Genomic DNA, 15,032 nt, shown 5'->3' with positions numbered 1-15,032 from the left:
ACTCGTACTAATTCTGCGGAGTATCACCCAAGACTTCTGGATAAACGTTCATCGATCCCTGCTCCAGGGTGGCAGGAATCGTTTCCGGCGGTTCCGGCTCTGTCGATTGTTCCGGCTCTAAAAGGGCTTCTTTGATCACTTGGTCCATATGGTCCACGAGAACGAAACGCAATTTCTTCTTGATATTGGCCGGTACATCTTCCAGATCTTTTTTATTCTCAGCCGGCAAAATCACCGTTGTACAACCGGCCCGGTGGGCAGCCAACATCTTTTCTTTGATCCCGCCGACAGGCAAGGCCCGACCGCGGAGGGTGATCTCTCCCGTCATCGCCACTTCGCGGCGAACAGGACGCTTCGTCAAAGCAGACGTCAACGCTGTGGCCATGGTGATGCCTGCAGAGGGGCCGTCCTTCGGGATAGCGCCTTCCGGAACGTGGATGTGAATATCCGTAGTTTGATAGAAGTTCTCCGGAATACCTAACTCTTTCGCTCGAGAGCGGACATAAGTCATACCGGCATGAGCCGATTCTTTCATCACATCGCCCAGTTTCCCTGTCAGGGACAGACCGCCTTTGCCTGGCAACAAGGCCACTTCGATGGCGAGCGTATCTCCTCCGGTCTCCGTCCAGGCCAACCCGGTAGCTACCCCGACTTGCGATTCTTCTTCGGCGAGGCCGTAACGGTACCGTGGGATACCTAAATATGTGGGAAGATTGCCCGAGGAGATCGATACTTTCTTGTTAGGGTCCTTGACGATGGCCCGGGCGCTCTTGCGGCAAAGTGCGGCGATTTCCCGCTCCAGGTTTCGGACACCGGCTTCTCGCGTATATTCACGGATGACTCGGCGAACTGTGTTTTCCGATATTTGCACCTGTTCCGGTTTCAAGCCGTGTTCCTTGATCTGCTTGGGAACGAGGTGGTCTATTGCGATGTGTACCTTTTCCTCTTCCGTGTACCCGGGAATATAGATGACTTCCATCCGGTCGAGCAGCGGCCGGGGGATGTTGTGAATGGCGTTCGCTGTGGTGATGAACAACACCTTAGACAGATCGAAGGGAGATTCGATGAAGTGATCGGAAAAAGTGCTGTTCTGTTCCGGATCGAGCACTTCTAGCAGCGCTGAAGAGGGGTCACCGCGGAAGTCGTTGCTCATCTTGTCGATCTCGTCGAGGAGGAAGACGGGGTTTTTCGTCCCTGCCGTTCGCATCCCTTGAATGATCCGACCGGGCATGGCACCCACATATGTGCGACGGTGACCGCGGATCTCCGCCTCATCACGGACGCCGCCGAGAGAAAGACGAACAAACTTCCGTTCCAAAGCCCGGGCGATAGAACGAGCGAGTGATGTTTTGCCGACGCCAGGTGGACCTCCGAAGCAGATGATAGGGCCTTTCATTTTTTGGGCCAATTTACGGATCGCCAGGTATTCGATGATCCGTTCTTTGACCTTATCTAGACCGAAATGCTCGTCATTGAGAATTTGCTCAGCTTTTTCGATATCGAGACGGTCTTTCGTCTGCTTCGCCCAGGGCAAGGCTAAGACCCAATCGAGGTAGTTGCGGACGACGGTCGCCTCGGCTACCATGGGCGGCATCTTTTCCAGGCGTTCGACTTCGCGCAAAGCCTTTTCTTCCATCTCTTTGGGAAGTTTTGCTTTAGCGATCTTCTCGCGAAGCTCTTCTCCTTCCGCCTGGCGATCTTCTTTTTCGCCAAGTTCTTTCTGAATCGCTTTGATCTGTTCCCGCAGGTAGTATTCCTTTTGGGTTTTTTCCATCTGTTTACGGACACGAGAATTGATCTTCCGCTCCAGTTCAAGGATTTCCATTTCCTTGGCCAGAACTTCTGTCAAGATGCCTAAACGTTCCTCTATGTCCAAAGCTTCTAAGATCCGCTGCTTGTCAGGTGTTTTTAAGGTCAGATGGGATGAGATGACATCAGCCAAGCGGCTCGGATCTTCCACAGCTACGACAGATACGAAGGTCTCGGGCGGTATCTTCTTTGACAACTTCACATATTGTTCAAATTGGTTGATCAACGACCGCATGAGGGCTTCCACAGCGGCCGTCTTCGTTTCGCTTTCTCGATGTTCCCGAACTCGAACTCGGATGAAAGGATCCATTTCCAGGAAGTCATCGATGCTGGCACGGGCCAAACCTTCTACGAGGATCCGGATGGTTCCTCCCGGCAGTTTGAGCAGTTGTTTGATCTCCGCTATCGCGCCAATTTGGAATATGTCATCTCTATCAGGTTGGTCTGTTTGCGCTTCTTTTTGGGTAGCCAGGAAAATGATCCGATCCTGAGCCATCGCTTCCTCGATGGCGTTTACGGAGCGTTCCCGACCTACGTCTAAATGGACGACCATGTAAGGGAAAACGATTATACCACGCAACGGCAATAAGGGAAGTTCCTGTATTTCCGGTCGCGCCTTGTTTTCTTCAGCCATTAGGGCAGCACCTCCTGCTCTCCTGTTCTGGACCAGAAGATTATCCTCATTTTACTATATTCCGGGATCAAAGCCCAGCCTTTTTCCTCCCACTTACTTCCTCAAAAATTGCTTCACCGGGGGGCTACACTTTGAAAGGCTGACGCCGTCAGCAGATCAGCAGTTACGTTGACAGGGGTATCGCTGGTTATGGGCTTTTCCAATCGTGTCTCTGCGAAAACTTGATCGATTGTTCGTACGGGTATGACAGTGATATCGGAAAATCCGGCGAATCGATCGAGCCAGTTTTCTGCCGGAATCAATACCCGTTTGGCACCGGCTAAGCGAGCCGCTTCCACTTTGCTGACGACACCACCGACGGGCTTCACCTGACCCCGCACAGAGAGTTCTCCCGTCATGGCCAACCGGTTATCGATAGGAACCCCTTTCACTGCTGAAGTTATTGCGATGGCAATGGCGATGCCGGCTGAGGGACCATCAGTCGGTGTACCTCCCGGAAAGTTAATATGGATATGCCAATCATCCGGTTCCAACGCCGTGGTGCTGCGCAGCACGGTGAGCACATTATCTACGGAAGTCTTGATCAGGCTCCGTCGCTTTACCGTTCGACCGCCGAGACCTCCCATCTCCTCTTCGTCGACGACACCGGTCAGGGTTAAGGTTCCCTTGCCTTTGGACGCGGGTATCGCCGTCGCTTCGATTTCCATGAGGATGCCCATCGAGGGCCCCGCCAGGGCAAGGCCGTTGACAAGGCCGATTTGAGGTTCTGAGGGAATTTTTTTATCGGGTCGTGGGTTGTATTGACCGGAGTGGACGACCCACTCCACATCGTGGACAGACAATCTGTCTTCACCACGAGTTAAGGCCAATCCTGCTGCGATTTGGACGATGTTGACGGCTTCCCGCCCGTTAGTCCCGTAGCGCTGGATGACTTCTATAGCGGCGGCGGGAATATCCGTCTCAATTTTGCGGGCACTGTTGGACGCCACAATCCCGATCTCTTCCCGGGTGAGCGGCCGGAAGTAAATCTCCAGGCAACGGCTGCGAATCGCAGCAGGTATCTCCTGCGGTTGCCGTGTCGTCGCTCCGACAAGGCGAAAATCTGCCGGCAGCCCGTTTTGGAATATATCGTGTATGTGACTCGGAACATTCGGGTCTTCACTGGAGTAATAGGCGCTCTCCAAAAGAACCTTGCGGTCTTCCAATACTTTTAACAGTTTATTAATTTGGATCGGGTGAAGTTCACCGATTTCATCGATAAAAAGGATTCCTCCATGGGCCTTGGTGACGGCACCGGGCTTCGGTTGGGGGATTCCAGCCATACCGAGAGCTCCTGCCCCTTGGTAGATGGGGTCGTGGACAGATCCAATTAACGGATCGGCGATCCCTCGCTCGTCAAAACGAGCTGTGGCGCCGTCGACTTCCACGAACTTGGCTTGTTCTGTAAAAGGAGAGAGAGGGTTTTTCTTGGCTTCCTCCAAAACAAGCCGGGCCGCTGCTGTTTTACCAACGCCCGGTGGCCCGTATATGATCACGTGCTGTGGATTGGGTCCACATAAGGCTGCTTTTAAGGCTTGAAGGCCGTCCTCCTGACCGACAATCTCTTCAAAGCGACTAGGGCGTGTCTTTTCGGACAAAGGCTCTGATAGGGCTAACCTGCGCATGCGCTGCAATTTTTCCAGTTCTTTGCGGGACTCTCGTTCCATCGCCTGCCGGTTATTCTGTTGATTTCTGAGCAGATGCCAGAAGTACAGTCCGGTGATGATGACGAAGAAGATCTGCAGGAGACCTAGCAATCCACCGATTCCCGACCAAATATTCACTGCGGTCACTCCGTTTCCTCTGTTCCAATCTGTCTTAGTATCTAATTGGTTCGCTCTTTTTATGAGAGTTTGCGCAGTAAAACAAAACCTCCGAAGGATAATCCTTCGGAGGTTCTTTGTGATGGTCGGGAAGAGCTTAGCGGCGATTGCCAGGCTTCGGTTTTCCAGACCGTTTGGTTGCAGTGGAAGGCTCGGCGTCGTTCGGAACTGTTACTGCGGCTTTTTCTAAGGCCTCAGCTTGCGTTCCTAGGCTGACTCTTCCTTCTTTTTTTTTCTATCGGCCGTCACCAAAACAGGTTCCTTCTGTTTGAGGATAACTTCCTTAGTCACCATGCATTTGGTCACGTCATTCCGCGAGGGAATATCGAACATGACGTCCAACATGACTTCTTCGATGATGGCCCTTAGGCCCCGTGCACCGGTGTTTCGCTTAATCGCTTCATGAGCGATGGCCCGGAGCGCCTCATCTTGAAACTCCAAGTTCACTTGATCCAGTTCAAAGAATTTTTGATACTGTTTGATCAAGGCGTTCTTGGGTTCGGTCAAGATGCGCACCAAGGCATCCTCATCAAGAGCGTCTAAGGTGACGATAACCGGTAGACGTCCGACAAACTCGGGAATCAAGCCGAATTTGAGCAGGTCGCCCGGAAGGATATCACGAAGAACTTCTCCGATATTTTTATCTTGCTTGCCCTTAATATCGGCGTTGAAGCCCATGGCTTTTTTACCGACGCGGTTCATGATGAGCTTATCGATGCCGTCAAAAGCACCACCGCAGATAAACAAGATGTTGGTTGTATCCAGTTGGATAAACTCCTGGTGGGGGTGCTTGCGTCCGCCTTGAGGCGGAACGGAAGCGACGGTACCTTCCAGGATTTTCAGCAGTGCTTGCTGGACTCCTTCACCCGAGACATCTCGGGTGATGGAAGGGTTCTCAGACTTACGGGCAATCTTATCGATTTCATCGATGTAGACGATACCCTTTTCCGCTTTTTCCACATCATAGTCGGCCGCCTGGATGAGTTTGAGGAGGATGTTTTCAACATCTTCACCCACGTAACCAGCTTCCGTCAGCGATGTAGCGTCAGCGATAGCAAAGGGAACGTTTAAGATTCTGGCCAAGGTTTGGGCCAACAGGGTTTTACCGCTGCCGGTGGGGCCAAGCATGACGATATTGGACTTTTGCAATTCAATGTCGTCGATTTTGGATCCCAGATTGATGCGCTTATAGTGGTTATAGACCGCTACAGACAAAGCCTTTTTCGCTTGGTCCTGCCCTATGACATACTGATCCAGGATTTCTCGAATTTCTTTCGGCTTGGGAACATCGCCCAAATCAAAAGTATTTTCGTCCTGCAGTTCTTCTTCAATGATTTCGTTGCATAACTCGATACACTCATCACAGATGTAAACTCCAGGGCCGGCTACCAGCTTTTTGACCTGATCTTGTAGCTTTCCGCAGAAGGAGCACTTCAGTTGACCTTTATCGTCACCGAAACCTTTGTACATATCCTCACCTCTCTGCTGCTCATACCTTCGCCGGCTTGAATTCCATCACCCCGTCAATGATGCCATAAGCTTTTGATTCATCGGCAGACATGAAATAATCGCGATCGGTATCCCGTTCAATCCGTTCCAGAGGTTGGCCTGTACGAGCAGCCAAGATCCTGTTTAAGTGGTCCCGTGTCTTTAGAATATGTCGAGCGTGAATTTCGATCTCTGTCGCCTGACCTTTTACCCCTCCGAGAGGTTGATGAATCATAATCTCTGCGTTTGGTGTCGCGAAGCGCTTTCCTTTGGCGCCGGCCGCCAGCAAAAAGGCGCCCATCGACGCTGCCATACCTACGCAGATGGTCGATACGTCACACCGGATCAGTTGCATTGTATCGTATATGGCGAACCCGGATGTTATGGAACCGCCCGGGCTGTTGATATACAGGTGAATGTCTTTATCCGGATCTTCCGCTTCAAGAAAGAGCAGTTGCGCGATAATCAAGTTAGCCACAACGTCGTCAATCGGGCTGCCGAGAATTATGATACGATCTTTTAAGAGCCTGGAGTAGATATCGTAGGCCCGTTCCCCACGGTTGGTTTGTTCCACGACCATCGGAACCAAAGTACTCATCCCAGGAACCTCCTCAGGTACAGTCTATGTCCGGGGAAGATGTCAAGTTCTCTTATTTCAATTAGGCTTCAACGAAGTTCGCATTTTCTACGAGGAACTTGACCGTCTTATCCAGAAGAATGCTTTGCTTCAAGTTGTCAATTTGACCACGGGACAGCAACATTTTTTTGATCGTTGCTGCTGGTTGTTTATAATTGTTCGCCATGGTTTCGATTTCTTCGTCTACTTCTTCTTCGGTCACAGTCAATGCTTCTGCTTTCGCGACCGCTTCCAGCACGAGTTCTTGCTTAACCGATTTCAGGCCTTCCGGCACGAATTGGGTTTTCAGGTCTTCTTTTGATTGTCCAGTCATCTCGACAAATTGATCTAAAGAGAGACCTTGGTACTGGAGGCGTTGACCGTAGTCTTCGAGCAGTTGCTCGACTCGTTTGTCAACCATGACTTGGGGAACATCCAGTTCCGCATTGGCAACGACTTTTTCGAGCACGTCGTTTTGCTTTGCCTGTTCACGGGTTTTTTCTGCAGACTCTTCCAGGTTCTTGCGAATGTCTGCCTTCAGTTCGTCGAGGCTGTCAAAGTCGCTGACATCTTTGGCGAACTCATCATCAATGGCAGCGTATTCTTTGCGCTTGATTTCCTTGACAACAGTTTTGAAGACAGCCGGTTGGCCGGCCAGGGTTTTTACATGATATTCGGCAGGGAAGGTAATGTTCAGGTCGCGATTTTCGCCCACTTTAGCGCCGATGAGGGCTTCTTCAAAACCAGGGATGAAGGTGTTGCTGCCCAGCTCTAGGGGATAGTCTTCACCTTTCCCGCCTTCGAACGGCTCGTCATCTTTGAACCCTTCAAAGTCAATGGTGACGGTGTCGCCCACTTGGGCTTCCCCTTCTTCGCCGACGGTGATTAAGCGGGCATGCCGTTTTTGCATGGTTTCGAGCTGACGCTGCACGTCTTCATCAGTGACAGTGACTGGTTTATTTTCAACTTCTACACCTTTATATTCGCCCAATTGAACTTCGGGCTTAACGGTGACCGTGGCCTTAAAGACCAGCGGTTGACCTTGTTCAATTTTCTCAACGTCAATTTCCGGTTGATCGACAGGGTCAATGTTGTTTTCAGCGATAGCTTGCGCATAAGCTTCGGGAACAACGAATTCCAGAGCGTCTTCATAGAAGACTTCTTTGCCAAAGCGAGCTTCGATGATCATACGGGGAGCTTTACCCTTCCGGAAACCAGGGATGTTGATTTTACCTACCAATTTTTTATAGGCTTTATTAATGGCTTTCTCAAGTTTTTCGGCTTCTACTTCGATATGCAGTGCCACTTGATTCTTGTCTATTTTTTCGACCGTCGCTTTCACCTATGTACCCCTCTCATCTTGTATATCGTAATGAAATCGTATTCACTACTTCAGTATAACCCTATAATTAAAAAGCATAAGATAGTTATTCTACGGCAAATTCACATTTCCTGCTTGTGCAGGGGATCCAATCTTAAGCCTTCTTATTTTTGCCAGATTACCGAGTTTCATTCTCCTTTCACGAAAGAATTCTAAAATGAAAACCTCGGCGACTGCTCACCGAGGTTGTATCTTAGCCACTCTGCCAAAAAACATGGTGCGGGAGAAGGGACTCGAACCCCCACGGTTGCCCGCTGGAACCTAAATCCAGTGCGTCTACCAATTCCGCCACTCCCGCAGCGTTACCGATGAATTTCTCACACCTTAAAATGATACTCGGAGAAGGCAATTTTGTCAAGTAAGTCATGGCTGGGGAGGCTGGATTCGAACCAACGAATGGCGGAGTCAAAGTCCGCTGCCTTACCACTTGGCTACACCCCAACAGATGTGGCGCGCCTGGAGGGATTCGAACCCCCGACCGACCGCTTAGAAGGCGGTTGCTCTATCCAACTGAGCTACAAGCGCAGATTTATTTCTTTCGTCGCCTAACTTCCGTATGCCGACGCCTATAAATTTAATCATATTATCGACCGCTCGTCAAGAAAAAATCATCAAAAATATTATCCAGTTTTTACATTGAGCTTAACCACATTAAGCTTATTCACATCAAGCTCTCCGAATAGGATGTAAGAAATGAGACGATTCAATACGAACCGTCTCATTTCTTGCGCTTATTGAAACTGTACAGTCCCACCACATTGTTGAACCTGTTGAATCAGGTTCGATAGTGCGCTTGTGCTACCACCGCCGCCTAATAAAGGAACTCGTACAATTAAGCATATTCCAGCAGGAGAACTAACTTCCAGCAAGTTGAGTAAGTTGATCACTGCTCCAGGCGGGATAAAAATTCTCAGCAACGTACCGGGAAGCTGAGGGCAGGCGCTTGCAGGAGGGCGAACACCGCTGGTGCACATGGAAGTAGAAGCTGCGGTAACGGGAAATCTGGCTCTCGACATCTTTCATAACCTCCCTTCCTCTCAGGATAATTTATCTTATGTCTTTTAAATGTAAAAAGTTTCCATTTAGTGAGCATGAAAAAATCCCGCCACTCATCTCATGACGGGATCGTCTCACTGGTTTATAAGTTCGGCCGGTACATCGGTTCCGGTTCCGGAAAAAGCAATACCCTAAGTAGGAAGAACATCTTTTCCATCGCCGAGGCTCGGTGACTGATTTTATTCTTGATCTCCGCCGGTAGCTCGGCAAAGGTCTTATCATATGCCGGTAAATAAAAAAGCGGATCATAGCCAAAGCCGCCCTCGCCTTTCGGTTCAGCGGCGATCACTCCTTGACAGACCCCTTCCGAAAAAAACTTCTGTCCGTCCGGTAGAGCTAATGCCAGCACACAGACAAAACGGGCCGTCCGTTTTTCCGGAGGTACATTTGTCAGTTCATGGAGAAGTTTTTCGTTATTTCGCTGGGAGTCCTTCGATTCACCAGCATAGCGTGCCGAATAAACACCCGGTGCGCCATTCAAAGCGTCTACAACCAAACCGGAATCATCTGCCATAGCCGGAATGCCTGTAGCTCGAGCCACCTGTTCCGCCTTCATCATGGCATTGTCCCGGAAAGTCTCACCGTTTTCAATCAGTTCTGTTATGTGGGGGAAGTCACGCAAGGTCAGCCACTGGATCGGAAAGGCCGAGCTTTGATCACCAGTCATGGCCTCAAATTCACGAACTTTCCCCATATTGTGGGTGGCCAAGATAATTTGATACATGAGGCTTTCCCCCTTACCGCCGTCTGTTTATCCCTTTTTTTGTTTTTTCGAAATAATCCTACGTCCCAAAGGAAGGTCTTGTCAAGCAGGGGTAACCATATTTCATGATAAAAAAGAGCCGCATTCCGGCTCTTAGCATAGTATGGATCTCGATTTTCGTTTCATTCTTATACAAACGGAGTTATGAACCTGCAAATAAAATCTGGGGTGTAATGACGTAGCGACCGTTTTGGGCGGAGCGGCGTCGTGAGCGAATGTTGCGGAGCGGAATAGTGCGCCATGGTTTACATGCAGAAAAGCCCAGAGGTTTGGCGCACCCGCACAGCAACCGAGCGAACAGCCGCGGAGCCCTTAGCGAGCGGAGTCATTACACCCCGATTTACCACAATGTTTTTTACATCTTCTTGCGTTAAGTTACTGCTCCCTGCTGGGCCTGCATGAGCTCACGGATTCCCTTTTCTGCGTAGACGAGCATTTGATCCATCTCTTCGCGGCTAAAGGGGGTCCCTTCGGCAGTTCCCTGCAATTCGACGAACCTGCCGCTTGATGTCATCACCACGTTCATGTCCACTTCTGCCTGAGAATCTTCGTCATAGCAAAGGTCCAAGACCACCTGGTCTCCTACTTTGCCCACGCTGATGGCGGCCAGTTGTTCTCGAACAGGCTCTTTTTTGATAGATCCGGCTTGTCGAAGTTTATCACAGGCGTCTTTCAAGGCTACAAAGGCTCCCGTGATGGAAGCGGTCCGGGTTCCGCCGTCGGCTTGAATCACATCACAGTCGATCCAGATGGTCCGTTCTCCAAGGGCCTGCATATCGACAACAGACCGCAAAGCCCTGCCGATCAGACGCTGGATCTCCATGGTGCGGCCCGTCGTCTTGCCCTTCGTCGCCTCCCGTTGGGTTCGGGTGCCTGTGGCACGGGGAAGCATGCCATATTCGGCAGTGACCCAGCCTTTTCCTTGACCTTTTTGAAAGGGTGGCACTTTTTCTTCCACCGTAGCCGTACAGATCACCTTGGTATTGCCCATGGTGATCAACACAGAACCTTCCGGATGGATGAGATAATTTCGTTCTATTTGAACACTTCGAATCTGGTCCGGGGCACGACCGTCCTTGCGAACCATAATCGTTCCTCCTTCCACGGGCGAGCAGGCAGACGCCTATAGCCAGCGGGAAGAGTCTTTAGGCTCCGGCTCGCTGGTATTGGGCACGCCCTTGTTCATAAAGATTGTTACCTTCGGCATCGATACAGACGATCACCGGGAAATCTTCGACGATCAGTTCCCGTACAGCTTCTGTTCCGAGATCATCATAGGCGATGACTTTAGATGCCTTGATGGATCGGGCCATCAAAGCGCCGGCGCCGCCGATGGCGACAAAGTATACAGCGCCGTGCTCCTTCATGGCGTTGACCACGTCAGCATTGCGCAGGCCCTTGCCGATCATTCCGGTGAGTCCTTTTTCGATGAGCCGAGGCGAATAGGAGTCCATGCGGTACGACGAGGTGGGGCCGGCAGAACCGATCACTTGGCCCGGTTTCGCCGGACAGGGTCCGACGAAGTAGATCGTCGCATCCTTTACATTAAACGGTAAATCTTCTCCCCGGTCAAGTGCTTCGACCATCCGTTTGTGGGCGGCGTCACGACCGGTGTAGATGGTGCCGCTGATGAAAACCGTATCTCCGGCTTTCAGTTTGCGCAGGGCTTCCTGAGTCAACGGGGTAGTTAAGCGTACAGCATTCATATTTCCAACTCTCCTTCCCTCTTATGCCGGATTACAGTTCAATCTCGGTGTGACGGGCCACATGGCAGTTGATGTTGACGGCGCAAGGCAGGCCAGCGATGTGCGTCGGGTACGATTCAATGTTGACGGTGAGTGCCGTCGTGCGGCCGCCGAGACCTTGGGGCCCAATGCCGAGGTTGTTGATCTTCTCCAGCAGTTCTTCTTCGAGGGAGGCGAGATGAGCTTTTTCATTGCGATGGCCGATGTGGCGGAGAAGGGCTTTCTTAGCGAGGAAGGCACACTTTTCCATGGTGCCGCCGATGCCCACGCCGACGACGATGGGCGGACAGGGGTTCGGACCGGCTTTTTCGACCGCTTCGATGACAAACTTTTTAACAGCTTCGACGCCGTCAGCCGGTTTGAACATCTTCAACTGGCTCATGTTTTCGCTGCCAAAACCTTTCGGGGCTACCATGATGTGCAGCTTGTCTCCGGGAACGATATCATAATGAATGACGGCAGGGGTATTGTCGCCCGTGTTGACCCGCTCGAGAGGGTCTTTGACGACAGACTTGCGCAGGTATCCTTTTTCATAACCGCGGCGAACGCCTTCGTTGATGGCGTCGGTTAGACCGCCGTCAACGTGAACATCTTGTCCAATCGTCACAAAAACGACAGCCATGCCCGTATCTTGGCAGATGGGCACGAGTTCATTCCGTGCGATTTCATTGTTGTCCATGATGTGACCTAAGATGCTTTTTCCCAGGGGGGACTCTTCCGTCGCTTTCGCTTTTTCCAGCGCAGCAGTCACGTCGGCTCCGATGTTGGTGTTGGCCTTGATGCAGAGTTCCTCCACCGCAGAAGCTACTTGTTCAAAAGTGATGGTACGCAATCCAGGCTCCTCCTTACTTGTCCGTTTATATTTATATATTTATTTATGAAGCCGCCTATCCGTCAATCGGACAGGGACTTCAAAATCAACGGGTGAAATTTTTCACACACAACAGCCTATGGCCCCATTTAATTGGGGATGGGCCGGGATGATCACTTCCACCTGCATGATATCCCGGATCATCTGTCCGATGGCCTTGTTATGGGCGACACCACCTGTGAAGACGATGGTGGGGCTGAACAATTCCCGGAGCATGGGTTCGACCCGCTTCACGATGGTTCGATTGACACCGGCGGCCAGGTCTTCGATCGGATGGCCTTCAATGATCTTCCCGATCAGTTCCGATTCACCAAAAACAGCACAAGTCGATGATAACTCTACTGGATTCTCCAGACAATGGCCGAGATCCTGCACTTCAAGCCCGAGAACTTCCGCCATATTTTCCAGGTATCTTCCTGAGGAGGCGGCGCACTTATCATTTGTCCGAAAGTCGACCATGCGGCCCTTCTGAATTTTGATCACCTTGCTGTCCTGGCCGCCCAGATCGAGCAAGGTAAAATCGCTGAGACCTGTTTGATGGACAGCCCCTCGGCTGTGGGCGCGCAGTTCTGGAATGACTTGTCCCCCTGCCAATTGGACCAGATTGCGCCCATAGCCCGTCGAAACCAGCCGCTCGAATTCAGGCCAGTTCAGCGCCTCATAATCAACGAGCAGTTCTTCATTCACTTTACGGCCGTACTCACGATAAAACTTCAACGTGTCATACAAGCGATGGTCAACAACTTGTCCGTCTTGCATGAATAGGGCTTTCACATAGCGGCTTCCGAGATCCAAACCGATGTTCACAGGTTGCTCTTCCTATCTCAATCAAGGTATTTGAAAAAGCGATACTTTTTTAATCCAGATCCAATCTTCTTTAATCTAAACTGTCCCGCTTCAAAAACTATTCCTGAAGCATATCCAGAAAGGCATCGACACGCATACGGCTTCGCGCATCCAGCGGTCCAGGCCGATCGCCCTCCAAAGTCAACACAGGAACAGGCAGCTGCTTGCGGATGATGATATCCTCGATCTGTCGAAAACAGAAACTCTGGGTATAATGGATGATCCCCTGGATATTTCGGCGCCGCACTTCTGCTTCGATGTCTCTCAGGCGTTCAAAAATCGAATAAGGATAGGTATACATCCGGTACTGCTCGACCACGTCGTCCACATGGAAAGGCATGGCAAACTGACGTTGAACTTCATTAAAGACCACCTGACCGCCCATGCTTTCAATATATGCATAGAGATCCGTGGTGATCGGCGGAACTCCGATATATCCGATCCGGACTGCCTCTGCATTCGGAGAGGCTCCGTTGGCGGATCCTTTGGCATCATCGATCATATCATCGAGATACCGTTCGTATTGGTCGGGATCGCCGTTAAAATCGGAACAACCTACAAGAGCCAGATGGTTCTTTTCGCCGCTGATCGTTCCCAGTTCCCAGGTCATCTGATCGATCTGCCAAGCCTTTTTGCGGACTTGATCGAGCCGCCGCTTCCATCGGTGTACTTGCTCCCAATCGGTGCCGAAGGCAGAGATCAACTTCTCCATTTGGAGCTTGAGCAGGTCATAGTCCCGATCATAGGGAAAGGCGAAGGGATAGACCCTTACGCCTGCTAACTGCCATGTTTCCATCAATGCATGTGTATTGGAACAGTCCCCTTGAGTCACCGCCACGACTTCCCGGATATCATTCGATTCTAAAAGCGTCGTATAAAGCCCTTTGATCCAACCGCAAACGTTGCGAGGGAATCCCGCTTGTTCCGCCGAGTCTACGGCTTTACCGGGCGCATCTCCTGCGATAAAAATATTATTTAAGTCGACCGGAACCATACCGGCTGCGTAAAGGATCTCTACAGGTACGGTGGTCGTCAAGCCGATTTTCTTTGTCATCTCTGTCTACATCCATCCTATGAGCCTTAGGCGATAACCACTTTTTGATTTTCCCTGTCCAAAATGCCATCCAAGCAAACCTGCTGAACATCGGTCAAAAGGCGTCCTCCGATGAGGGGACTCCCGACCCGAACAAAAGCTTGCGGATCTCCGCTTACATAAAAACGATGGCGTGGTTTTCCCAGACGAGGGTCCCTGGGCGAGACGATTCCCTTTTCGATCAGTTCTTTTCCCTGTGCCACAGTCTGACAAGCCGGGTCAACCAGAGCGATCTCTTTACCGATCGTGTCCCGAATGATCGGCTCCAAGAAAGGATAATGGGTACACCCTAAAATAATCGTATCGATGTTCTTTTCTAACAAAGGGGTTAAGTATTCGCGGGAAGCCTGCCGAGCCTCAGACCCGAGGTAACGGCCCGTCTCTACAAGCGGAACAAAACGGGGACAAGCTTGCCCAAAAACTTTTGCTCGCCCCTTCAGTTCAAAGATGCGCTGGGCGTGAGCCCCTTTGCGGATCGTCGCTTCCGTCGCCAAAACACCGATGCGTCCGTTTTTACTGACGCTTACGGCTTCCTCTGCGCCGGGATTCACCACGCCTACAATCGGAACGGAAAAATGCTCCTGAAGCAAGTCAAGGGCCAGCGAAGAGCTGGTGTTGCAGGCCACAAGAATCAGTTTGGCGCCTTCGGAGATCAAAAAGGTGACGATCTCGAAGGCAAAGCGGACCAACTCATCGGCAGGCCGTGGTCCGTAGGGTACATGGGCTGTATCGGCAAAATAGAGTATCTCTTCTCCCGGCAATTGCCGGAAAACTTCACGGGCCACAGTAAACCCGCCGACACCCGAATCAAATACGCCAATAGGCTGGCAACGAATCAAAAAACCTCACTCCTAGCCGTTACGGCATG

13 protein-coding genes and 3 tRNA genes are annotated in these 15,032 nt (G+C 51.0%); all 16 read right to left on the bottom strand.

The features are described 5' to 3' along the window. Positions 1-7: 7 nt before the first annotated feature. The 16 genes from lon to murI all read right to left on the bottom strand — a co-directional run bounded on the left by lon (position 8) and on the right by murI (position 15,003). A complete protein-coding gene (gene lon / locus GJ688_RS06720) occupies positions 8-2,443 on the bottom strand; it encodes an endopeptidase La (RefSeq protein ID WP_155475773.1) in 2,436 nt (811 codons plus the stop codon). A gap of 113 nt (positions 2,444-2,556) precedes the next feature. Next, on the bottom strand, positions 2,557-4,266 hold the full coding sequence (lonB, locus tag GJ688_RS06715; RefSeq protein ID WP_170291748.1) for an ATP-dependent protease LonB: 1,710 nt from the start codon (positions 4,264-4,266) through the stop codon (positions 2,557-2,559). Between the two features lie 246 nt (positions 4,267-4,512). Next, positions 4,513-5,775, bottom strand: a complete 1,263-nt coding sequence (gene clpX, locus GJ688_RS06710) for an ATP-dependent protease ATP-binding subunit ClpX (RefSeq protein ID WP_155475772.1) — start codon at positions 5,773-5,775, stop codon at positions 4,513-4,515. A 19-nt stretch (positions 5,776-5,794) separates the two neighbouring features. After that, a complete protein-coding gene (gene clpP, locus GJ688_RS06705; protein ID WP_155475771.1) occupies positions 5,795-6,391 on the bottom strand; it encodes an ATP-dependent Clp endopeptidase proteolytic subunit ClpP in 597 nt (198 codons plus the stop codon). Positions 6,392-6,452: 61 nt separating this feature from the next. Next, positions 6,453-7,751, bottom strand: coding sequence for a trigger factor (gene tig / locus GJ688_RS06700; RefSeq protein ID WP_170291747.1), 1,299 nt, complete (start codon positions 7,749-7,751; stop codon positions 6,453-6,455). 254 nt (positions 7,752-8,005) lie between these two features. After that, positions 8,006-8,088: transfer RNA gene (locus GJ688_RS06695), tRNA-Leu, on the bottom strand. Between the two features lie 68 nt (positions 8,089-8,156). Further along, positions 8,157-8,231 (bottom strand) — tRNA-Gln (locus GJ688_RS06690). Between the two features lie 7 nt (positions 8,232-8,238). After that, a tRNA-Arg gene (locus tag GJ688_RS06685) sits at positions 8,239-8,315 on the bottom strand. 206 nt (positions 8,316-8,521) lie between these two features. After that, positions 8,522-8,806 (bottom strand): hypothetical protein, encoded by a 285-nt coding sequence (locus tag GJ688_RS06680; RefSeq protein WP_235910820.1) that lies wholly within the window; start codon positions 8,804-8,806, stop codon positions 8,522-8,524. A 122-nt stretch (positions 8,807-8,928) separates the two neighbouring features. Further along, entirely contained in the window at positions 8,929-9,570 is a 642-nt protein-coding gene (locus tag GJ688_RS06675; RefSeq protein WP_155475770.1) for an XTP/dITP diphosphatase, read from the bottom strand. Between the two features lie 409 nt (positions 9,571-9,979). Beyond that, the gene (rph, locus tag GJ688_RS06670; protein ID WP_155475769.1) at positions 9,980-10,696 is read right to left on the bottom strand and encodes a ribonuclease PH; all 717 of its coding nucleotides are present in this window, start codon (positions 10,694-10,696) and stop codon (positions 9,980-9,982) included. 58 nt (positions 10,697-10,754) lie between these two features. Beyond that, positions 10,755-11,315 (bottom strand): Fe-S-containing hydro-lyase, encoded by a 561-nt coding sequence (locus GJ688_RS06665; protein WP_155475768.1) that lies wholly within the window; start codon positions 11,313-11,315, stop codon positions 10,755-10,757. 31 nt (positions 11,316-11,346) lie between these two features. Then, positions 11,347-12,186: a fumarate hydratase gene (locus tag GJ688_RS06660; RefSeq protein WP_155475767.1), complete on the bottom strand. Its 840-nt coding sequence runs from the start codon at positions 12,184-12,186 to the stop codon at positions 11,347-11,349. A 102-nt stretch (positions 12,187-12,288) separates the two neighbouring features. Next, the gene (locus GJ688_RS06655) at positions 12,289-13,032 is read right to left on the bottom strand and encodes an acyl-CoA dehydratase activase (protein WP_170291746.1); all 744 of its coding nucleotides are present in this window, start codon (positions 13,030-13,032) and stop codon (positions 12,289-12,291) included. Between the two features lie 97 nt (positions 13,033-13,129). Further along, positions 13,130-14,125: a 2-hydroxyacyl-CoA dehydratase family protein gene (locus GJ688_RS06650; protein WP_155475766.1), complete on the bottom strand. Its 996-nt coding sequence runs from the start codon at positions 14,123-14,125 to the stop codon at positions 13,130-13,132. A gap of 26 nt (positions 14,126-14,151) precedes the next feature. After that, a complete protein-coding gene (gene murI, locus GJ688_RS06645; RefSeq protein WP_155475765.1) occupies positions 14,152-15,003 on the bottom strand; it encodes a glutamate racemase in 852 nt (283 codons plus the stop codon). Between the last annotated feature and the right edge of the window lie 29 nt (positions 15,004-15,032).

The sequence above is a fragment of the Heliobacterium mobile genome (assembly GCF_009720735.1).
Taxonomy (GTDB): Bacteria; Bacillota; Desulfitobacteriia; order Heliobacteriales; family Heliobacteriaceae; genus Heliobacterium; species Heliobacterium mobile.
Note: the sequence above shows the minus strand (reverse complement) of the source record. Positions and strands in the feature narration are given on the sequence as shown.